Raw genomic sequence first — 23,660 nt, 5'->3', positions numbered from 1 at the left:
CGTGTGGCAAGATTGAAATCAGATCGCATCGCACTTAACTAGGCAAACGAGATGCTAGGAAACACACTTGTAGGAAGATACCAAATTATTAGTCACTTGGGAGGTGGGGGTTTTGGTGAAACTTTTGTGGCTTCTGATACTCAATTACCCGGTTCACCTCTATGTGTTGTTAAAAAACTCAAACTCCAGGCAAGCGATCCAGTAACTTTGGAGACAGCTAGGCGTTTATTTGATACGGAAGCACAAGTTCTTTATAAATTAGGAACTCACGATCGCATTCCCCAACTTTTAGCTTATTTTGAGGAGGATGCCGAATTTTATCTCGTACAAGAATTGATCGAAGGTCACGACCTGAGTCAAGAATTAACACCAGGTAAAACCCTAAGTCAAGAGCAAGTAACTTTACTTTTACAAGAACTTTTGACAATCTTAGAATTTGTCCATCAACAGAATGTAATTCACCGTGATGTCAATCCGCGAAATATTCTCAGACGCCAACCAGATGGCAAATTAATTTTAATTGATTTTGGTGCAGTTAAACAAATTGCTACTCAAGTTATTACTCCCCAAGGTCAAACTATCGCAACAGTAGCTATTGGTACACCTGGTTATATTCCTGGTGAACAAGCTCATGGTACGCCAAAATTAAGCAGTGATATCTATGCTGCGGGAATAATTGCTATTCAAGCTCTCACGGGATTATCACCAGAAGAAATAGTCAAAGATGCTGATACTAATGAAATTATCTGGCATAATCAAGCGACGGTGACGCCAGAATTCGCTCAATTTTTAGATAAAATGGTGTGCTATGACTTTCGGCAACGCTATCCTTCAGCAACGGTGGCATTACAAGCGCTGAAAGAGTTAACAAAACCACCTGCCCAAACAATAGCTTTAACTCCCGTTTTGCCCCCCAAAAATATTAATAAACCGCAACCAAAAAAAGGTACATTGGGTAAGATTTTACTATCAATATTTTTGCTTGGGGTTGGTGGAGTAGCATCAATATTTATTTGGAATAATATTAATTCAAATAATGCCATAGAATTATCTAAGCAAGGAAATACGCTTTTTGATTTGCAACGTTATCAAGACGCGCTAGAAGTATATGAAAAAGCCGTTAATATTCGACCAGATTATCCTCAAGGCTGGAATGGTCAAGGCAAAACGCTAGATAAATTAAAAAAATACAAAGAAGCATTAGTGGCTTATGACAAAGCAATTCAACTTAAACCAGATTATTTAGATGCTTGGGTTGGACGGGGTTTTGTATTGGGAAATTTACAACGATATCAAGAAGCGATCGCTTCTTTTGACAAAGCCTTAGAATTAAATAACAACAACTCAGAAGTCTGGAATGCTAAAGGTGACGCTTTCAGTAATTTAAACCAATATGACCAAGCGATTAAGTCTTATGAGAAGGCGATCGAACTCAAGCCAGATAATTATGAAGCTTGGTACAAAAAAGGATTAGCGTTGCAGAATTCTAAACGATATGAAGAAGCGATCGCAGCCTTGGAAAAAGTCGTTGAACTCAAACCAGACTACGAGCAAGCTTGGTACAATTTGGGAAATAATCGAGTTAGAATGCAACGCTATCAAGATGCATTCACCGCTTATGATAAAGCTGTAAAATACCAGCCAAGTTATTATCAAGCTTGGCTTTCAAGAGGTAATATCCTGATAAATTTACAACGCTATCCAGAAGCGATTGAATCTTTTAATCAAGTAATTAAATCCAATCCCAGAAACTATCAAGCATGGTATAACTTGGGCTGGTCGCTACATAAAAGCCAACGTTATGAAGAAGCAATAAAATCTTACAACAAAGCGGCAACAATTAAGCAAAATGACTATCAACTCTGGTATAATCTAGGGAATTCCCAATACATATTGCAGAAATACGAAGATGCGATCGCATCTTATAATAAGGCAGTTCGTTATAAACCAGACCATTCTGAAAGCTGGTATAGCAGAGGCAATGCACTATTAAATTTGAAACGATTTAAAGATGCGATCGCGTCTTACGATCAAGCAATAAAATACAAATCTAATTACCAACAAGCAATAGACGGCCGCAATCAAGCCCAAATTCAACTACAAGGCGAAATCTCAAAGCCTAAGCCTGTAATTGTTCCAGTTCTGCCATTTCCTAATTCCACCAATCCACCACAAGGGAATTAAAAATTAAAAATGAATACAGTAAAAAAATTGTAGGTTGGGTGGAGGCTTTGCCAAAGCCAACATCCTGATATATGTTGGGTTGCGCTCCGCTCCACCCAACCTACGTCTAATGCACTGTTTTAAGCTTTCATACCCTACGTGTATTTCAATAATCAAATAGGAGTCCTATAGTAAGTTAACAATTCGTAATTAGAAGCAATAATTGGAATTTTAATTTATTTGAAAGCATATTTTGATATAAAACAGGAGTCATAATTCAGAATTCAGAATCCTCTACCCATAAAGAGATAGAGTTTTAAGGCGAGAATATTTTAATTTTTTTCGCCCATCAGGGGCGAAGTTTTAATCAATATTCAGACGCGACTCGAAAATACTCGCTACCGCTCCGCTATCGTGGACTCGCTAACGCTGCGCTATCACCTACTCGTACAGAATTCATGCTGAATTATGACTCCTGAGTTCTGAATTCTTCTTATAAAAACTTATAATTCGTGGCATTACTATAAATTTCTGGTTTATTTTACCAAAAGCTGTGAGCATCGGTAATTTCTGGGGAAATCTAAAGATAACCCAGAATTTTTTCCCGAAATATGTGATTAAGGAGCTAACCCTTGATACAACAAAACTCCAGTCTATCGACATCTAATGAAAAAAATCATCCATCGCGAAATTTACTGATTCGATTTATTCTTGGTGGCACTACCCTGATAGTCAGTATTTCTGCCTATTTCAGCTATCAAGCTGCTAGAAATCTGACACTCAAAGATTTGAGACAGAGCGCTTTTTTAGAGGTACAGAGAGGAGTTGCAGAAATTGAGGAATGGTTACATGTCCGCCAAGTGGAGGTACAAACCCTGGCGAATACTTCAACTGTACGTTCCTTAAACTGGTCTGTAGCAGAACCCTATTTAAAGGCAGAAGTAAAGCGGATCAATGATGAATTTTTCTTTTTCCAAATAGCTATGCCAGATGGTTCATTTTCCAATACAAAAGTTGGTCGAACAAATAAAAATATTCAGGATCGAGATTACTTTCAAAAAGCAATTGCGGGAAAGAGCAACATTTCCGATCCCTTCATTAGCCGTTCTACAGGAATTCCTTTAATAGCGATCGCCACCCCGATCTCGTCAAATTCTGCTAGTAGTAATTCACCAATCGGGGTCTTTCAAGGCAATGTGAAAGTCGATCACATTGCAGAGGTTGTCAACTCGCTGCAATATGGCACGAACAGCTATGCTTTTGCTCTCAATTCCCAGGGACAGGCGATCGTCCACCCTAATTCCACATTAATGTCAACCTTAGAAAAACCTGCACCCAGCCTACTGAAAATAAGCGATCGCAATTTAAATGCGATCGCCCAGCAGATGGTAAACAAAAAACAGGGAATTGAGTTGATGGAAATTGACGGCACTCAAAAGTATGTAGCTTATCTGCCGTTGACACAAGCTAATTGGTCTGTGGCTTTGGTGATTCCCCGCCAAAATATCGAATCTCGATTGCAATTCCTTGATTTAATCGCCTTAATTGTCGGTGGACTGACTGTTACTATGATTACTGTCTTGTGGCAGGTGCAAGCATTTGAACAAAGTGAACTGAAAAAGTCTAAAGCTGCGGCTGATACAGCCAACCATGCTAAAAGCGAATTTTTGGCTAACATGAGTCATGAACTGCGAACGCCCTTAAATGGCATTCTCGGTTGTGCCCAAATTTTACTGCGTTCTTCAGCTTTACCTAAGCAAGAGCAATATCACGTCAATATTATTGAACAATGCGGCTCTCATTTGCTGACTTTAATTAATGACATTTTGGATCTCTCCAAAATTGAAGCAAAAAAGCTAGAATTGCATCCTGATGATGTGCATTTCCCTTCCTTTCTTCAAGGAATTGTCGAAATATGTCACATTCGCGCCAAACAAAAGGGCATTTCCTTTGTCTATAAACCTGCAATCAACTTACCTACAGGAATTCATGTCGATGTCAAAAGATTACGTCAGATACTATTGAATCTGTTGGGAAATGCCATCAAATTTACCGATCAAGGTCAGGTTACTTTTAGTATTGAAGTTATCGATCAATCTCCCAGTGATGACCAGACAGTGAAACATCGCCTTCGCTGTAACGTAGAAGATACGGGAATTGGCATAACTCCCGCAGAATTGAGCAAAATTTTCTTGCCCTTTGAACAAGTAGGAGAGAAAAAGCGCCAAGCTGAAGGCACTGGGCTGGGTTTAGCTATTACTCGGCAGTTAATACAGATGATGGGTAGCGATATCCATGTTCAGAGTCAGATCGGGCAGGGTAGTAGCTTCTGGTTTGAGTTAGAGATTCCCGAAGCGATTGACTGGGTACAATCTGCGATGACTGCTTCAGAAAAACAAATCATTGGCTTTGAGGGTAGCCCCTACACCATCCTGATGGTTGACGATCGCTGGGAGAATCGCACAGTGATTACAAACTTACTACAACCACTGGGTTTTAATGTAGTTGAAGCCAGCAACGGTAAAGAAGGTTTAGAAATAGCGATCGCTCTCAAACCGGACTTAATCATCACAGATTTACTGATGCCAGAAATGGATGGGTTTGAATTAATTAAACACCTGCGTCACACTCCAGAAATTCAAAATGTTAAGATTATCGTCTCTTCTGCCAGTGTCTTTGAATCAGACAAACATCGCAGTCTAGAAGCCGGAGGTAACGCCTTCTTAACTAAACCTATACAGGTAGATGAATTATTACATCAACTAGAACAATACTTAAATTTGGTATGGATTTACAAGCAATCTCAGCCTGATGAAGAAAAAGCTAAAGAAGCAATAACAGCAAATAGCGAATCTGCTCAATTAACCCCTCCTTCCCCCCAAATCTTGCAGGAACTAGTCACCTTAGCCAGTAAAGGTAACTTTAATGCCATTCTCAAGTGGGCCGATCAGCTGGAGGAAACAGACACAACCTTTGCTCCATTTGCTAATGAACTACGGCAACTAGCAAGACAATTTGATGAAGATTTAATCATAGATTTTTTGACTAAATATGCGGTGCAAGCAGTATGAAAACGATTATTGAAAATCAAAATAATTCTATCAATTATTCTCCTTCCAGAGGAATTGTTTTAGTCGTTGACGATAACCCTGCCAATTTACAAGTTTTATCCAGCTTTCTGGATCAATCTAGCTTTGAAGTTTGGGCAGCACGCAGCGGGGAGAAAGCCCTTCAGCGATTAAAAAATGATGATTTACCTGATTTAATCTTGTTAGATGTGATGATGCCCGGTATAGATGGTTTTGAAACCTGTAAACAGCTAAAAGACAATCCTCGTGTTCAAGATATTCCGGTCATTTTTATGACAGCATTATCAGAAACCGCTGATAAAGTTAAAGGTTTGCAATTGGGAGCCGTAGACTACATTACCAAACCTTTTCAGTATGAAGAAGTCTTAGTACGGATCGAAAATCACCTGAAGCTGAGAAATTTGACGAAAACTTTAATTGCTAAAAATGCCGAATTGCAACAAACTCAAACTCAACTGATTCAAGCAGAAAAGGTAGCCGCTTTAGGACAACTGACAGCAGGAATTGCCCATGAAGTGAATAATCCAATCAATTTTATAGCTGGCAACTTAAAGTTTGTGGAACAGTATGTACAAGAGGTAGTTAATTTACTACATCTCTATCAAAAATATCTGCCCGATCCACCAAAGGAAATTGAAACCGCAATTCAAAACAGCGATCTCACCTTTTTGTTAGATGATTTATCTAAAATTATTCAATCCATGCAGGTTGGTACAAATCGCGTTACAGAAATTGTGTCATATTTGAACAACTTCTCGCGCCACAGAGAAGCTGGTAAGAAACTAGCTAATTTGCATGAAGGGTTAGAAAGTACATTACTGATTCTCGGACACCGCTTTAAACGCAATGCTCATCACCCAGCCATCCAATTATTTAAAGAATATGGAAATTTGCCACTTATTGAGTGTTTTCCTGGTGAAATAAATCAGGTTTTTATGAATTTAATTTGCAATGCAATCGATGCCATTGAAGAAAAAAATCAACATAAAGACATTGATACAATTTATCAAAATCCTGGGGTAATTAAAATTAAAACTGAGGCAATTGGAGAGCAAGTTATTTTAAGAGTTGCTGACAATGGTTCAGGTATAAACAACGCAGATCGCACAAAAATATTTGATGCTTTTTATACAACTAAACCTATCGGCAAAGGAACCGGGCTTGGTCTATCTATTGCTTACCAAATTGTGGTTAATAATCATCATGGCAAGCTCACATACGATTCTAAACCAGGTGAAGGCATAGAGTTTATCATTGAGTTACCAATTCGATAAATTAGAATTTGCAAACCCAATAAAAGAAAACATCACTATAGAAAAGTTAATACTTCCAACTTTCAAAACTTTAAGTTGATAGTTAAATTCGACCCTCCGCTAAAATAAGTATCTCTAACCCACTCTAGATAGGACTTCTGGAAGGGTAGGGTTTTAATTCCTTTACCCCTCACGGGGATGAAAATACGTGGGTTTTTCTATTAACTTTGTAACAAAATCTCCAGAATCAGCGGCGCACTTGCATAAGAATCCAGCAAGCTGATGGGTACACTAACTCTAACAAAGTAACTGGGACAGCATTAACCCACTTTTGAGGAGTACCCAAATTATGCTCACGCTTTCCGGCTATCAAATTATTGAACAAATCTACGAAAGCAGCAATTCTCTGATATATCGAGGCTACCGGGAAGCCGATAATCAACCTGTAATTCTCAAAACCCTGCGAGATGTTTATCCCTCGCCAGAACGCATTGCTTGTTACCAGCGTGAATATGACATTATCCACAATCTCCATCTCACAGGAGTTGTTCAAGTTTACGCTTTGGAAATTCATCAACAACGACCAGTTTTAGTATTAGAAGACTTCGGCGGTAGTTCTTTAGCTCAATTGCAGTTAGCTGGAAAAATTGAGTTAGAACAGTTTCTTTTGTTGGGTATTTCTATTGTCAAAAGCCTCAGACAAATCCACAGTGCTAACATTATTCATAAAGATATTAACCCCTCAAATATTGTTTTTAATTCCAATACTAGACAGATAAAAATTATCGATTTTGGTATTTCCACAGTTTTGTCACGAGAAACCCAATCATTCAAAAGTCCTAATATTCTAGAAGGCACTATTACCTACATTTCTCCTGAGCAAACGGGGCGAATGAATCGAGCCATTGACTATCGCAGCGATTTCTATTCTTTAGGAGTAACTTTCTATAAATTACTAACAGGAGAAGTGCCATTTTTAGAGGATGATCCTCTAGCGTTGATTCATTGCCATATTGCGAAACAACCAGATCAATTCAAAATTCAAAATTCAAAATTCAAAAATGGACAACCCATTGTCAAAGTGCTATGTGAGATTGTAATGAAACTGATGGCGAAGAATGCCGAAGACCGCTATCAGTCTGCTTCTGGGATTCAGGCAGATTTAGAACAATGTTTGCATCAACTGCATAGTAATGGCAAAATTGATGTCTTCGCGTTGGCTAGTCAGGATGTCTCCGATCGCTTTATAATTCCCCAAAAGCTCTATGGACGAGAGCCAGAATTAGAAACGCTATTGGCGGCTTTCGATCGCATCGCCAGTGGTACAAATGAACTGATGTTAGTCGCAGGCTATTCTGGAGTCGGCAAATCAGCTTTAGTAAATGAGGTTCATAAACCCATTACAGCCAAACGTGGCAATTTTATCACTGGTAAATATGACCAGTATCAACGTAATATTCCTTACTACGTCATTTCTCAAGCATTCAATGACTTGTGTAATCAATTATTGACTGAAAGTGAATCCGTTTTGAAGCGATGGCAAGAAAAAATATTAGCTGCTGTTGGCAATAACGGACAGGTTTTAATTGATGTCATTCCCAATTTAAAATTGGTGATTGGCGAACAACCTCCTGTAGCTCAAGTAGGCGGACAAGAAGCCCAAAACCGTTTCAATCTGGTCTTTCAAAGCTTTATCAAGGCGATTTGTCAGGCTGAACATCCCCTCGTTTTGTTCGTTGATGACTTGCAATGGGCTGATAGTGCTTCGCTAAAACTGCTGAAGATTATTTTAAGCGATCGCAACATTCAAAATCTACTCATTATTGGAGCTTATCGAGATAATGAAGTCGATGTAACTCACCCTTTGGCGATGAGTTTAGACGAAATTAAAAATGACGGAGGAATTGTATCTGAGATTAATCTCAAAAACCTCACTCCCAAAGATGTGAATGCTTTCATTGCCGAAACACTATCAGTTTCAACTATCCTAACTCAAGCATTAACTAATTTGGTTTGTGAAAAAACTCAAGGTAATGCTTTCTTTACTGCTGAATTTTTGAAATCACTCTATACAGAAAAATTACTCAGCTTTGACTATACAGAAAAAAAATGGCATTGGAATTTAGACCAAATTGAAACCAAAGACATTACTGATAATGTTGTGGAATTAATGACGAGTAAAATTGTCAACTTAGCAGCAAACACCCAAAAAATCTTACAGTTGGCTGCTTGTATTGGCAATAACTTTGATTTATCTACATTGGTTGTGATTTCTCAACAATCAGCCAAGCAAGTTTTAGATGATTTATTCCCAGCACTCAAAGAAGGCTTAATTGTTGTCTCAAATAATCAATATTATCTGAGACTATTGAGAAACGAGAAAAAAACTGCTGATATTCATTGTAAATTCCAGCACGATCGCGTGCAGCAAGCAGCTTATTTTCTGATTTCTGAAGGAGAAAAAAAAGCAACTCACTTAACAATTGGGCGACTGATGTTGAGCAACGCCTCAGCAGTAGATCGAGAAGATAAAATTTTTGAAATTGTTAATCAATTAAATATTGGTGCAGAGTTGATTAACGCTCAAAGCGAACAAGATGAATTAGCCAAGTTGAATTTATTGGCGGGACATAAAGCTAAGGCAGCAGCCGCTTACGAGGCGGCTATGGGATATTTTTCAGCCGGAATTAAATTACTAGCAACTAACTGTTGGCAAACAAACTATGACCTTACCTTGCTATTATTTGAGTCAGCAACAGAAGCAGCATTTGTGTGCGGTGACTTCGCCCAGATGAATAGATGGATAAAAGAGGTACTACAAAATGCTCAAACTTTGTTGGACAAGATAAAAGTTTATGAGATCGCAATCCAAGCATTTTCAATCCAGAATCAATTGCAAGGTGCGATCGCAACTGGTCTAGAAGTGTTACAAGCTTTGGGAATTCAATTTCCCTCTGTTCTGAGTCCCTTAGAACTAAGCAAAGTGCTACAGCAAACAAGAGATCGTTTAGCACAAAGGGAAGTCAAAGACCTAATCAACTTGCCCCAAATGCAAGAAGCCCAGCACCTAGCAGGAATGCAAATTCTTTCCAGTATCATGTCACCTGCCTTTCGGGGAGGAAATGAAATACTCCCATTCCTTGTCTTAGAGATGGTGAATTTATCTCTGGAACATGGCAATACGGCACTATCAACAGTTGGCTATGTGATGTATGGTTTAATTCTCTGCGGAGCCTTGGGAGAAATTATATCGGGCTATCAATTTGGTCAACTTGCTTTGAAGGTGTTAGAACTTTACGATGCTCGATATCTCGAATGTCACATCAACTTCGTCTTTAATGTTACTATCTGCCATTGGCAACAACCAGTCCAGAAAACCATCAAGTCCTTAAAAGAAGCCTATCAAATTGGTAGAGACCGAGGAGATATTCAATTTTCCGGTATGTGTGCAGCTTATGACAGCGTACATTCTTGGATCTGTGGACAAAAAAACTTGGTGGAAGTTGAACGGCAAATAGCTAGCTACGATCATGCTCTCCGTCAAGTTAAAAACAAAATGGCTCTGGAGTATCTAGCTATTTATTGGCAGTTGACCTTAAATCTGCTAGAGGCAGCTGAAAACACTTGTCTTTTAAGTGGAGCAGCTTATCAGGAGGAGCAAATGCTACCCTGGCATGAGCAAGTTAACGATCGCACTGGTTTGGCGCACATATATTGCTCTAAGCTTATTCTCTGCTATCTTTTCCAAGATTTCCCGCAAGCCGCAGCCAATGCTCACAAGTTGGAAAAGTATCTCAATGCAGTAATGGGAACCATAATCGTAGCACTTTTCAATTTTTATGATTCTCTGACAGCCTTAGCTTTATATACTGATGCCCCACAAGCAAGCTTATTAGAAAAAGTCACAACCAATCAAGCCCAAATGCAGAATTGGGCGAACTATGCGCCGACAAATTTCTTACACAAATTTTATTTAGTGGAAGCGGAACGGTATCGCGTTTTAGGAGAAAAAGCTGAAGCCATAGAGATGTACGATCGCGCGATCGCCCAAGCAACAGAACATGAATATCTCAACGAACAAGCCCTTAGCTATGAACTCGCTGCTAGATTTTATCTGCAATGGGGTAAAGAAAAAATTGCTCAAAATTATCTATTTAATGCCCACTATGCCTACACTCGTTGGGGTGCGAAAGCTAAAGTAGAAGATTTAGAAAAACGCTATCCCCAATTTTTCACCCAAGCTCAAATAAACTCTCAATGTCCAACCTCTAAAATTACCTCTACTAGTACCACCCTATCAACTTCCTTAGATTTCAATAGTGTTCTCAAAGCTTCCCACGTTCTGGGACGAGAAATTAAGCTTGATACTTTATTAACTAAACTGATGACAATCGTCATTGAAAATGCTGGAGCAGAAAAGGGTTATTTATTACTCAACCAAGATACAGAATGGCAAATTAGAACATCAGGAAGAATTAATTCCGATCCAGTTAAAGTTACTGAAACTATCTCTATCAAAACCTTCAATAAACCAATATTATCTAATGCGATTATCGATTACGTTGCCCGGACTAAAGATAGTGTGGTTTTAAATGATGCGGTAAATGAAGGCAACTTCACTCGTGATGCTTACATTCATCAACAGCAACCTAAATCTATTCTGTGTTTTCCTCTCCTAAATCAAGGCAATTTAATTGGGATTGTTTATTTAGAAAACAATCTAACAACTGGAGCCTTTACACCAGAACGGATGGAAGTTCTAAATTTGCTTTCTTCCCAAGCTGCCATCTCCATCGAAAATGCTACTCTCTACAACACTCTAGAAGAAAAGGTAGCCGAACGAACTCAAGAATTGTCTCAAGTTGTAGAAGACCTCAAAGCTACTCAAAAGCAACTGGTAGAATCGGAGAAAATGGCGGCTTTGGGTGGTCTTGTGGCTGGAGTTGCTCATGAAATCAATACACCTGTGGGTACTAGTATCACCGTTGCTTCTACATTAGCTGATGAAACGCGATCGCTAATTACGGCTGTCGAACAAGGTAAATTAAAACGCTCAGTTTTAAATAACTATTTGGAAATTGCCAAAGAAAGTACTGACCTGCTTTTAAGCAACCTCAATCGTGCCGGAGAACTAGTACAAAGCTTCAAGCAAGTAGCTGTCGATCAGACTAGTTTGGAACAACGGACATTTTTAGTCAAGCAGTATTTGGAAGAAATTGTCACCAGCCTAACTCCCAAACTCAAACAAGCTTCCCATACCCTGACTGTGACAGGAGATGAAACTGTTAGAATTGAAAGCTATCCTGGGGCTTTGGCGCAAATTATCACCAACTTAGTGATGAACTCCCTGAATCATGGCTATCAACTTCACGAATCAGGACAGTTGCGAATTGAGGTGAAGCAAGAAAGCGATGTCTACGACGGGCTACGCCAACGCGTTGTGATTCAATATAGCGATGATGGTTGCGGCATTCCGCAAGAAAACTTAAACAAAATTTTTGAACCTTTTTTTACCACTGCTAGGCAAAAAGGAGGCAGTGGTTTAGGTCTGCATATAGTCTATAACTTAGTTACTCAAAAGCTACAAGGAACAATTGATGTTTACAGTCAAGTAGAAAAGGGAACCATATTTACAGTGACATTACCTCTGTCCACAAACTATTAAGTTTTCTTGTTCTTTTTCACAAAGTTGGTTGACAATGCTTAATTCTACCCGTATATCTCTCTTACAAACAGATGATGAAGTCTTGGTGTTTGAAGACGATCTAGAGCAGATAAGTGATACAACTCAATTAACTCCATTGGATGTAGAAAGTCAGGGACAAGAGGCTTCTGAAGCTTGGAAAATGATGATTGTGGATGATGATGTTGAAGTCCACCAAGCAACCAAGCTAGCTTTGAGAAGTTTTACCTTTGAAGGCAAACCTTTAACTTTCCTCTCGGCTTTTTCGGGAATAGAAGCCAAAAAGCTGATTGCAGTTCACCCCGATACCGCGTTTATTTTATTAGATGTGGTAATGGAAACTAATGATGCTGGGTTAAGGGTGGTTAAGTATATTCGAGAGGAGTTGAAAAACCAGATTGTGCGGGTGATTTTACGCACAGGACAGCCGGGAGATGCGCCTGAAGAATCAGTGATTTTGAATTATGATATCAATGATTATAAGTTGAAGGTAGAATTAACTCGCCAAAAGTTAATTACAACTGCGATCGCGGCTTTAAGGTCATATCGCGATTTAATTACCATAGAAAAACAAACAGCACAATTAACTCAAGTATTACACGATCTGCAAGAGACACAATACACTCTCATCCAAAATGAAAAAATGTCGGCACTGGGCAACCTCGTTACAGCCATTGCCCACGAAATTAATAACCCAATTAATTTTATTGCAGGCAACTTAAAACCTGCACAGGAATACGTTCACGATTTATTAGCACTAATTGACCTTTATCGGCAAAGGTTTCCCGAACCGGGAGCAGAAATTGAAGAAGCGATCGCCACAATTGATTTAGACTATCTCCAAGAAGATTTACCCAAACTTATCTCGTCCATGAAAGAAGGTAGCGATCGCATCCGGGGAATTAGCGCCAGTCTCCGCACCTTTTCTAGAGGAGATAGCGATCGCAAGGTTCATTTTAATATTCATGAAGGTATTGAAAGTACATTACTTATCCTCAAGCACCGAATCAAAGCCAATGAGCATCGCCCTGCTATTGAAGTAATCAAAAATTACGGGCAAATACCTCAAATAGAATGCTTTCCGGGGCAACTCAACCAAGTTTTTATGAATCTGATCGCCAACGCCATTGATGCTTTAGAAGAATCTAACAAAGGGCGTAGTTTCCAACAAATTAAAGACAATCCCAATCGTCTCACAATTACCACCGCTTTGTCTGAAGATCGGCATCACGTCTCGATCCGAATGCAAGACAATGGCGAGGGAATGTCCGAAAATGTCAAGCAAAAACTGTTTGGTTATTTATTTACCACCAAACCAGTAGGTAAAGGCACTGGTTTAGGATTAACAATTTCCCGGCAAATTATAGAAGAAAAACACGGTGGACAACTCACAGTGACATCTGAGTTAGGCAAAGGCACAGAATTAGCGATCGTCATTCCAGTGGCGGCTGGGGATTAGGGATTGGGGACTGGGGACTGGGGATTGAGGATTGGAAAACTCTTTTCAAATCCCTAGTCCCTAATACCTGCAAGGCAGAATTCAAAATTAAATAAAAAGGAATACAGCAAAAAGAGATACAGTGTAAGCATTTCATTGATTTGGAATGGGTGGTTTATTTGCGCTGTGTTGTACTAGTCCCTAATCCCCAATCCCCAGTCCTCAGTCGCCAATGCCCTAATTCCAATCCTGCTCATCTTTCTTACCGCGACTTTTGTAAATTCCTCCCAAATCGTGGATTTGACGAGTTTTCTCAAAAAGCTCGGCTTCGCTCAAACCCCACTGCTGCAAGACTTTATCTAAATCTTTTTGGATGTCTCTCGCCCCTGGAAACCCTTGATAACGCATTCGCAGTCTAGCCAATTCTGCTAAGTTATAGTCTGTTGCCTCTTGAGCGAGTAATATATCAATAAGGGGGCGATCGCGGTTATAAAGTGGATGTTGTTGATCTTTACCAGTCGTTGCTTCAGTCATTGTCAGTCCTGAGTGTCTAATGTTAAGTTCTGAGTTTTAAGTTTAGCTGACAGTAGAAAACAGGGCAGGCAAACGAAAATTGTCAAATACCGAAAACTTAATTGTCAACTTTGTAACTCATTACTTCCTCCGTACTCCACTGAGCATTCCTATTAGACGGCAAGTACACCTGATGTCTTACGGCTCTCACCACTGCCACTTAACTTTAAATAAAGTTACATTAGTCCTTAAGAAAATACAAAAAACTTTAGATGAGGGTGAATTTTATCTCACCCAAAGTCCAAGCAGCGAGGGAGCAATAACCCATTATGTTTGAACACTTCACTTCCGAAGCCATTAGAGTAATTATGTTAGCTCAGGAGGAAGCACGTCGCCTGGGACATAACTTCGTAGGAACTGAGCAAATTCTCCTGGGTTTAATGGGAGAAGGAACTGGGGTTGCTGCTAAAGTGCTGGCCGAATTAGGCGTTACCCTCAAAGATGCACGTCGCGAGGTAGAAAAAATTATTGGTAGGGGTTCTGGCTTTGTACCACCAGAAATTCCTTTTACTCCTAAGGTAAAAAGCCTCTTCGAGCAATCGTTTAAAGAAGCTCATAGTTTAGGACAGAATTACATTAACACTGAACACTTACTCTTAGGATTAACTGAGGCTGGTGAAGGTGTCGCCGCCAAAGTACTGCAAAATCTAGGAGTTGACTTCAAGAGTGTCCGCAGTGCCATCGTTCGCCGTTTAGGTGAAAATTCACCAGCTTTCGCTGGTAGTAGTGGTAGTCAAAAGCGCACCCAACCGTTAACGATGGAAGAATACGGCAGAAATTTGACGAAATTAGCCCAAGAAGGTAGACTCGACCCCGTAGTTGGTCGCCAAAAGGAAATTGAGCGGGCGATTCAAATTCTCGGTCGCCGCACTAAGAATAACCCGGTGTTGATTGGAGAACCAGGAGTTGGTAAAACTGCGATCGCAGAAGGTCTAGCTCAACGTATTATCAATCAGGATGTTCCCGAAACCTTACAAGGCAAGCAAGTTATCAGCCTCGATATGGGGTCATTGGTAGCTGGAACTCGCTTCCGTGGCGATTTTGAAGAACGCATCAAAAAAGTCGTAGAAGAAGTTCGCACTGTGGGCAATATCATCCTGGTGATTGACGAAATTCACACCTTGGTTGGTGCTGGTGGTACAGAAGGCGGCTTGGATGCAGCCAACATCCTCAAACCTGCCTTAGCACGGGGTGAACTCCAGTGCATCGGCGCAACTACCTTGGATGAGTATCGCAAGCATATCGAGCGCGATGCCGCCCTAGAACGTCGTTTCCAACCGATTAAGGTTGGGGAACCATCGGTAGAGGAAACCGTACAAATTCTCTACGGCTTGCGCGGTGCTTATGAACAACACCACAAAGTCACAATTTTGGATGCAGCACTGGTTGCAGCAGCAGAATTATCAGACCGCTATATTAGCGATCGCTTCTTGCCCGACAAGGCAATAGACTTGATTGATGAAGCTGGTTCTCGCGTTCGTCTGCGGAACTCCCAAAGTTCTCCCAATAAAGAACTCAAGCGTGAACTCGCTGGCGTTACCAAAGAAAAAGAAGCAGCAGTCAGAGTCCAAGATTTTGACAAAGCAACACAACTGCGCGACCAAGAGTTGAAACTTGCAGAACAAGTGCAAGCAACCTTTACACAAAACGATCAACCCGTCAACTCGACTGTAGTTGACGAAGAAGATATCGCCCAAATCGTTGCCTCTTGGACTGGCGTACCAGTTAACAAACTGACTGAATCTGAGTCAGAGTTGCTTCTACACCTAGAAGACACTCTGCATCAGCGACTCATCGGCCAAGAGCAAGCAGTCACGGCTGTATCTCGCGGTATCCGTCGCGCCCGCGTTGGTTTAAAAAATCCCAATCGTCCCATTGCCAGCTTTATCTTCTCTGGGCCCACTGGAGTTGGTAAAACAGAATTGGCGAAGGCATTAGCTGCCTACTTCTTCGGTGCAGAAGATTCGATGATTCGGCTAGATATGTCCGAATACATGGAAAGCCACACCGTCGCCAAGCTCATCGGTTCGCCTCCTGGTTATGTCGGATACGACGAAGGCGGACAACTTACAGAAGCCGTGCGGCGCAAACCCTACTCAGTGCTGCTATTCGACGAAATCGAAAAAGCGCACCCCGATGTATTCAATATGCTGCTGCAACTCTTGGATGACGGTCATCTTACCGATGCCAAAGGTCGGAAAGTGGACTTCAAGAACACGCTGATCATTTTGACTTCTAACATCGGTTCCAAAGTGATTGAAAAAGGTGGTAGCGGCTTAGGCTTTGACTTTGACACTCAAGCCGACGCTAGTTATAACCGCATCCGCACCTTGGTAAATGAGGAATTGAAAGCTTATTTCCGTCCAGAGTTCCTCAACCGTCTTGATGAGATTATCGTCTTCACCCAGCTTTCCAAGAATGAAGTTAAGCAAATCGCCGAAATTATGCTTCGCGATGTTGCTAGTCGCTTGACAGAAAAGGGAATTATCCTAGAAGTTAGCGATCGCTTCAAAGAGCTTGTGGTACAAGAAGGCTATAACCCCAGCTATGGCGCTAGACCATTACGCCGGGCAATTATGCGCCTCCTAGAAGATTCTCTGGCTGAAGCAATGCTGTCTGGTGAAATTACAGATGGAGACACAGCCCTTATCGATGTTGATGATGACTCTCAGGTGAGAGTTAAAAAATCAGAAAAACGAGAGTTACTGTTAGCAAGTGCTGGCTAATTTTATACCCGATCGCTTTTTGCTGTAATATTTGAGAAACACCTAGCCTCTGACCTAAGTAGAGGCACTAACAGGGGCATCTCAGACAAACATTAAGTGAAATGGTATTATTTCTCACCCCTAGTAGGAATGCTGGGGGTTTTTTTATCGAACAGAATTCAGGAGTCAGAATGGGCTAAACGCCCCGCTATCGCTAACAGAATGGATTTTAACTCATTACAATATTGATTCCTCTGGCAACAATTCTGATGCTGCTTCACCCTCACCCACCTTACCAGAATTACCAGATGTAGAAAAACCATCTGCGACATCTTTGATAAAACCAGATACAGGTACGGCGACTAGCAAACCTAAGACTCCGCCGATATTAGTGCCGACAAGCAAGGCAATTAATACCCATATCGGTCTAAGTCCAGTAAATTTACCTAATAAACGTGGTGCGATCGCCTGATCGATTAACTGGTCAATGACAACAGCTACCGCAAAAACTTTTGCTGCTAGCCAAAAGTCGTGTGTAGCTATTATGAAAGTAATTACAATCAAACTAACAACATCACCAAAGGGAATTAAGCTCAAAACCCCAACCGCCAAACCAAAGAGTAAACCAAACTGGACTTGAAAACTTAAAAATAATAATGTTACTGAAACACCCATCAGCAAAGCCAAACTTACCTGACCAATCAAGTAATTTTGAAAGTTTTGCTGAATAGATTGGCTTACCTTCTGGGCAAAATTTCCCGGCAACTTCTTAAATATTCCCTGCCAAATTCTTGGCCCATCTAACAACAGGTAAAAAGTCAGCACTACTGTGATTAATGACTCAGAAACACTATCAATCGTATCTATAATAATGCTTAAAAGTTTATCTGAAACAAACTCTAATTCATTGGGCAATTTGTTAGTTATCTGTGTTAATAACTGACTGAAATTTACATTTATTTTGTGTCTCAAAAACCAATCATTTACAATCTGAAGTTTTTCTTCGCTGGAATCAATCCATTGGGGAAAAACTTTAACCATTTCATTAAATTGCTCTAAAACAATGGGCCCTAAAATTATACCCAAAGCAACAACAATTACTAATGCTAATATAAAAACTAACGCTACTGCATAGCCGCGTTTAACTCCACCCCGTTGGAGAATTGAAACAGGATAGTTTAAAATGAATGCAAGCAAAGTAGCCAAGACAAGAATTGTGACAACAGGTTGAAGATTTTTAACCAGCAAAAATGCTAACCAACCATTGAGAAACACTAGAGGAAATAGCAGCATAAAAATTAACCATCTCAGTAATTGATTCAGTGAAATGTTCATAATTAATTTAAAAATCAAAATTATTCTAGTTACCAGATTGAATCGAGTAATTAAATATGCTCAACAGAAAGTAGACAAGAAAATCTTCCCCCATTCCCCATTCCCCCAATTACTAACTTTCAGCAAAAGCTAAAAATTGCTCCTCATTTATTCGCCCTGCTTGATACAAAGTATTAGTAATTTCTGAAATAGTTAAAACCGCATGACTGCGATAACCATTCTGCTGTAATCTATCTTTCACCCCCTGTTCATGGTCGATAAATACTACAATATCATCAACCTTTAATCCTGCTGATTCTAACTTTCCTGCCCCTTCCATGACGCTTTTGCCGCTGATGAGAATATCATCAACCACTACAACCGTTTCACCAGGATGAAAGTTACCCTCAATTACTCTCCGAGTTCCGTGTGCCTTCACCTCTTTACGCGGGAAAATCATTGGACAATGAAGACGCAAAGCTAAACCAGTCGCAGTCGGTAAAGAACCGTAAGGAATACCTGCTAACCTATCAAAACTAAGATTTTTCAAAATATCCTCATAAGCTGTGAGAACTTGATTAAAAACTTGGGGATTGGAAATAATTTTGCGTAAGTCGATGTAATAAGGAAATATCGCTCCTGAGGCTTGGACAAAGCTGCCAAACATAATACAGTCAATATCATAAAGTTGTAAAATTAAATCTTGTTGGGGATGCTGATTTAGCAAACAAACATCAGGAAACCACACCGAACAAGTGGAATTGTCATAAATAATTTCAGCTTTGATTTGATTAATTTCTGCGCGTAAAGATTGTACTTCTTCAGATAATTGTGTATTCCCCAACATATCTTGAGGAACAGGAATCAGCAAACCATCACCATTACTATTCAAGCCAGCTTCTAAAATTTGCTTCAGGTTTTGACCCTCCGCCCAGATGCTACGCGCCAGAATAATTCGTTCTGGTGCAACTGCTCGAATAAGTGCTAAAACTTCAGGATTTATAGTCCCCACTTCCAAACCTAATTGTTCTGGAGTCCCCCAAGTTCTTGATTCTTTTACCACCTGTAAATAAAGGGGTGATTCGTTTGTAGGATATTGCTGTAAAGCTTCTGCACCTGGATTTGAAGTACAGCATAAAATAAACACCGCTTTACCCTGATAGACCAAAAAAGGTGCGACATGATCTTGTCCTGTATAGGGACTGAGAGTGATTGCATCCACTTGCCATTCTGTAAATACAGTCCGGGCAAAAATTGTACTAGTATTTAAGTCACTGTGTTTTGCATCTAAAATAACAGGGATGTGGGCTGGAATAGCTGCTAAAGTTTTGTAGAGCAGTTCTAAACCAGGAATACCTAACGCTTCATAAAAGCCAAGTGTTGGTTTATAGGCACAAACAAAATCAGCAGTTTCAGCAATAATGAATTGTAACCACTTTTCCAAACCAGCAATGAGTTCTTCAGATTCATAACGCGTAGGCATCATCTCTGGATTTGGATCGAGTCCGACAAACAGTAAGCTTTGATTTTGTAAGATATTACGATTCAATTTATCAAAAAAGTTCATATTTTTCTTTAAAAAAGAGTCATTGGTCATTGGTCATTTGTCATTGGTCATTCGTCTTCGCTTTCTGTATCTCTCTATTTCCATTACCATAGTTGGTTTACTCAAACATTGATTCTGTTAGTTGAGTTCCTCCAGCTTTCTGCCCTAATTGATAGTGAATCACTACAAATAAGATAACCATTGGCACTGAGGCAAAGTGAACGATTCGCAATGCTTGCCAACTACCAAACAAATCCACAATCCAGGGAAATTGAGCAGGTTTATACATTCCTATTCCTGTAAATAATGCCAGCAGCAAGATAGGAATAATTGCTGTATAAGTAATACGATGCCAAGCATAAATTAGACGCTGGGAATTTTGAGTTTTTTGTAATGCTTTGAAGTCATTAGCACCTACAAACCGATGTCGCCAGCGTCGGGTAATTAAAACGTAAATTCCATACCACAACAGATTTAACGAGAATAGCCACATTGCGGCAAAATGCCAGTGTCTACCTCCTGCCAGCCAACCTCCTAATGTAAATATCGGAGGAATATGCAAACCTGCACGTCCACCAAAAACAGGGTTGGCGTTGTAAATTTGTAGTCCACTGGTGAGCATGATAAACAGACTAATGATGTTACACCAGTGGAAAATTTTGGCTCCTATTGCTTGAGTGGGTGGCTTTCGAGTTTGAGAGGGAACGGTGGAACTCATAAATTTTGACTGATAAAATTCGCTGCTTATCTGTCCTAAAAATTTGGTATGGGGCAATGGGAATTGGGCATAGCTAATAGAGACTTTAATTATTTGTTGTGTCTAACTGGACACAAGTATCTGTCTTGGGTAAATAGCTCTATAAATTCGAGGGTGGTATTGCTCACCCTTATTTTCCCATTTTATGATTCAGTATTCTGGTAAAGATATTCACTGCTGTTTATATTGAACTCTCAATTTAAGCGTGGCTAACGTCGTTTACCGATTGTCTGCTCGTAACAACACGATAAATTGCATTCCATCACTTCCTCGCTCAAACGATCGCTGATGCTTGAATCCCAATTTTTGCCATACCCGTATCGCACGCTTGTTGAATGCTGCGATCGTCACCCGAAAAGCTTTTGGCTGAAATAAACTATCTGCAAATTCCAACACGGCATTGGCATACTCAGCGCCCTTTCCTCGTCCGGTCAAGTCAGGGCGAATTCCCATACCAATATCCAACGCCTGCTCGTGGTAATCACCACCAGCGACCTGTCCATCTTGTCCAAAAGAACAGTAAGCTACCAACTCGCCATTCTCATCCACAACACTGTAGAAGGTGTTCTGGGGGTGCAGAATATGTTGTAGTAGATTAGCTTCTGGCTCTGAGTAGTTATATAAATCATACAGTGGCTCGTATCGCCAACTTAGGATAGCGTGTGCATTACTCTCATTCATGAGGTTAAACGTGAACATGCTTACTATGATGTTTGTACTACCCTAACCCTAACTTTGAGATGCGCTTAGTACAACTCGGCGAGACGAATCCCGAACGGAAGAATGAGCGAAAATTATCTTTTAAGTTATTCAATGATATTGAGGCTAAAAATAATATTTATTTCCAAGAATAGATATAAGAGACTGATAATAACTAACTAAAAAATCTATCTTTGGAAAGATCCCCTTTGGTTCTTTTGATTCCACAAGAGTATCTAAAGTAAGGTATATAACAATAAATAAACATATTAACTAAATTTAATGATATAAATTTCTTGTACAACATTTCTAGCAATGTTTACAATAAGAGAAAACAACAATAAATAATTAAATACAATGCCTAGACTCATAGGAAAGCGCTCTAATACTGGAGCAAATATAACTGTTTTAATCATTCTTGTTGCCATATTTGGGGTATTACTCGAATACTTTGGCATGATTGATATCGTTCCCGGTTTTGGTAAAGAGGGACGATATTTTCAACTTAAAGGTCAGGCAACTAACGAACAAGTGATTGAACAAGAAAATCAATATAGGAGGGATAGATAAATGCGTAAAGGTAGTGATGTTATCGATAAAGTTGTCGTCACCTACGACACAGGCGAGAAAGTTGTCCGAATTATAGATTTAATTTTTGATCAGAAACGCAATCAACTTTTGGGTTTTCTCGTTGCAGAAAAAGGTATGTTTCGAGATGCGAAAGTGATTCCTCTGGAAGAGGTGCAAGCGATTGGGTTAGATGCGATCGTAGTTAACTCTAAAGCATCTATTGTTAAGGCACATCGCATCCCTGTAATTAAAGAGATTCTGCACCAGGCTATTGTGCTGAGAAAAAAGAGAATTCTGACTACCGAAGGACTCGACCTTGGTATATTAGTCGATTTGTTCTTTGATGAGCATAGTGGATTGGTGGAAGGATACGAAGTTTCTGGCGGTGTATTTGCCGATGCTTACTCAGGGCGATCGTTTGTTCCTGCTGCCGAAACCCTGAAAATTGGTGATGATGTTGCCTTTGTACCTCCACAAACTGCTCAAATGATGGAAGAACAGGTCGGTGGTATCCGAGGAGCAGTTCAGGCAACTGGAGATAAATTGCAGGACTCAGCTGATACTACTAACCGCAGACTGCAAACAGCAGTGCAAACTGTGAATGAGCAGCTGCAAAGCTCGGTAGAGAGCGTGAACCGCGGACTACAGGAAGCAGGCCAAAATGCAGGTGAGCAATTGCAAGCGGCAACTGATGCTACTAGCAGCAAACTACAAGACCTCAATCGAGATGCAACTGCCTCCCTGACAAACAATTTGGTTGATCCTGCCGAGCAAAAGGTATATGTGATTGGCAAGCATGTTGAGCGTGATGTGCTGACTCCAGACGGGAATGTACTGCTATTACAGGGGCAGGAAGTGACGCTAGTTGATGCCGAAGCAGCCGATCGCATGGGTATCCTCGATGAACTCTATCGAGCCACAGGTGGCAGCCTAACTGCCAACATCAGCCGCAATTTGCAAGCAGCAACAACATCTTTTAGCAATGGAATTGGCAGCGTAACTCACCGCAGCACCACTCATCTGCGTCGTTCGATTGATTCACTGGCAGATATGGCGATCGAGCAGGCAAAAGGGCGGAGAGTTGGGCAAACAGTGCGTGCTGACGATGGCTTAATTATTGCGGCATCTGGGCAGATTGTGACAGAATCCCTTCTTGATCGCGCCCAGGTTTACGGTAAAAAAGCAGAATTGCTGAATGCTGTTGGTCTAACTCTGGCAACGGCAGTCCGTTCTAGTGCAAGAGACACATGGTTAGAAAACAAAGTTCAACTGCGCGACGGGGCCAGCATCGCTCAAGAGAATCTCAACACTTTCTGGCAAGCCTTGAAAGCGAATGCAGAAAAGTTGCAAGGACGCAGCGCACGGGTAATTAAGAAGCAACGGATTGAACAAGCACTAGGTCGTCCAGTTACCCGTGTTATTCTTGACCCAGAAGATAACGTGATTCTAAATGTAGGTGAATTGATTACACATCGCGCTGTCAGTCAAGCTGAAGAAAGTGGAGTTCTGAATATTTTACTGAGTTCGGTTTATACTAAGGAGCCAGAAATCTCTGACAAAGAGTTACGTGCTTCAGAATATGGAACGGCAGCCTTGGCGCATCATGGTAGTGGGTTGAAATAAGTAGGTCGGCGTAAATAATTATCGTTGGGGTAAGGCAGGGGGCAGGGGGCAGGGAGCAGGGGGAAAGAGAGTTTGAGCCTTGTTTACTTCTCTTTACACAGTTTAGTTTTATTGTGCCGACTTACTTAAGCAAGCGATGCTGTTGGCAAAGTCAAAAGAACTCTTGCAAAAGTTTTCTATGGTATGATAAAAGGTTTGGCAATTTTCGATCAGGAATTTGAGGAGCAGTGAAAATAGAGAAAGCCAA

13 protein-coding genes are annotated in these 23,660 nt (G+C 40.4%); 8 read left to right on the top strand and 5 right to left on the bottom strand.

The annotated features are described in order from the left end of the window. Nucleotides 1-51 precede the first annotated feature (51 nt). The 5 genes from V7L31_RS11930 (at nt 52) to V7L31_RS11910 (ending at nt 13,647) form a co-directional block, all read left to right on the top strand. Nucleotides 52-2,184, top strand: coding sequence for a tetratricopeptide repeat protein (locus V7L31_RS11930; protein ID WP_334696414.1), 2,133 nt, complete (start codon nt 52-54; stop codon nt 2,182-2,184). Nucleotides 2,185-2,795: 611 nt separating this feature from the next. After that, nucleotides 2,796-5,234: a hybrid sensor histidine kinase/response regulator gene (locus V7L31_RS11925; RefSeq protein WP_334696413.1), complete on the top strand. Its 2,439-nt coding sequence runs from the start codon at nt 2,796-2,798 to the stop codon at nt 5,232-5,234. Next, complete coding sequence (locus V7L31_RS11920; protein WP_334696412.1) at nt 5,231-6,526, top strand: hybrid sensor histidine kinase/response regulator; 1,296 nt, start codon at nt 5,231-5,233, stop codon at nt 6,524-6,526. Before V7L31_RS11925 ends, V7L31_RS11920 begins: the two co-directional genes overlap by 4 nt. 328 nt (nt 6,527-6,854) lie before the next feature. Continuing rightward, entirely contained in the window at nt 6,855-12,170 is a 5,316-nt protein-coding gene (locus tag V7L31_RS11915) for a trifunctional serine/threonine-protein kinase/ATP-binding protein/sensor histidine kinase (RefSeq protein ID WP_334696411.1), read from the top strand. Nucleotides 12,171-12,204: 34 nt separating this feature from the next. Further along, the gene (locus V7L31_RS11910; protein ID WP_334696410.1) at nt 12,205-13,647 is read left to right on the top strand and encodes an ATP-binding protein; all 1,443 of its coding nucleotides are present in this window, start codon (nt 12,205-12,207) and stop codon (nt 13,645-13,647) included. A 216-nt stretch (nt 13,648-13,863) separates the two neighbouring features. Here the strand turns inward: V7L31_RS11910 and V7L31_RS11905 are convergent, their stop codons facing one another. After that, nucleotides 13,864-14,160: a DUF3288 family protein gene (locus V7L31_RS11905; RefSeq protein WP_334696409.1), complete on the bottom strand. Its 297-nt coding sequence runs from the start codon at nt 14,158-14,160 to the stop codon at nt 13,864-13,866. 308 nt (nt 14,161-14,468) lie between these two features. On the opposite strand from V7L31_RS11905, the gene V7L31_RS11900 reads away from it, so the two are divergent. Continuing rightward, complete coding sequence (locus tag V7L31_RS11900; protein WP_334696408.1) at nt 14,469-16,925, top strand: ATP-dependent Clp protease ATP-binding subunit; 2,457 nt, start codon at nt 14,469-14,471, stop codon at nt 16,923-16,925. A 216-nt stretch (nt 16,926-17,141) separates the two neighbouring features. On the opposite strand, the gene V7L31_RS11895 is transcribed toward V7L31_RS11900, so the two are convergent. The 4 genes from V7L31_RS11895 to V7L31_RS11880 all read right to left on the bottom strand — a co-directional run bounded on the left by V7L31_RS11895 (nt 17,142) and on the right by V7L31_RS11880 (nt 21,202). Then, entirely contained in the window at nt 17,142-18,239 is a 1,098-nt protein-coding gene (locus V7L31_RS11895; protein ID WP_334696407.1) for an AI-2E family transporter, read from the bottom strand. Between the two features lie 112 nt (nt 18,240-18,351). Continuing rightward, entirely contained in the window at nt 18,352-19,785 is a 1,434-nt protein-coding gene (locus V7L31_RS11890) for a bifunctional orotidine-5'-phosphate decarboxylase/orotate phosphoribosyltransferase (RefSeq protein WP_334696427.1), read from the bottom strand. A gap of 97 nt (nt 19,786-19,882) precedes the next feature. Beyond that, nucleotides 19,883-20,482 carry a cytochrome b/b6 domain-containing protein gene (locus V7L31_RS11885; RefSeq protein WP_334696406.1) on the bottom strand — a complete coding sequence of 200 codons (600 nt, stop codon included), beginning with the start codon at nt 20,480-20,482 and terminating at the stop codon, nt 19,883-19,885. Nucleotides 20,483-20,740: 258 nt separating this feature from the next. Then, the gene (locus tag V7L31_RS11880) at nt 20,741-21,202 is read right to left on the bottom strand and encodes a GNAT family N-acetyltransferase (RefSeq protein ID WP_334696405.1); all 462 of its coding nucleotides are present in this window, start codon (nt 21,200-21,202) and stop codon (nt 20,741-20,743) included. A gap of 375 nt (nt 21,203-21,577) precedes the next feature. Here V7L31_RS11880 and V7L31_RS11875 point away from each other — a divergent pair, with 375 nt between their 5' ends. Together V7L31_RS11875 and V7L31_RS11870 are read left to right on the top strand one after the other, a co-directional pair. Then, complete coding sequence (locus tag V7L31_RS11875; RefSeq protein WP_334696404.1) at nt 21,578-21,790, top strand: hypothetical protein; 213 nt, start codon at nt 21,578-21,580, stop codon at nt 21,788-21,790. After that, the gene (locus tag V7L31_RS11870) at nt 21,791-23,413 is read left to right on the top strand and encodes a PRC-barrel domain-containing protein (protein ID WP_334696403.1); all 1,623 of its coding nucleotides are present in this window, start codon (nt 21,791-21,793) and stop codon (nt 23,411-23,413) included. Nucleotides 23,414-23,660 lie beyond the last annotated feature (247 nt).

Origin of the sequence: Nostoc sp. (assembly GCF_036916655.1) — a bacterium.
Lineage (GTDB): Bacteria > Cyanobacteriota > Cyanobacteriia > Cyanobacteriales > Nostocaceae > Nostoc.
The sequence above is the reverse complement of the archived record's forward strand: the minus strand, read 5'-3'. Positions and strand labels throughout refer to the sequence as shown.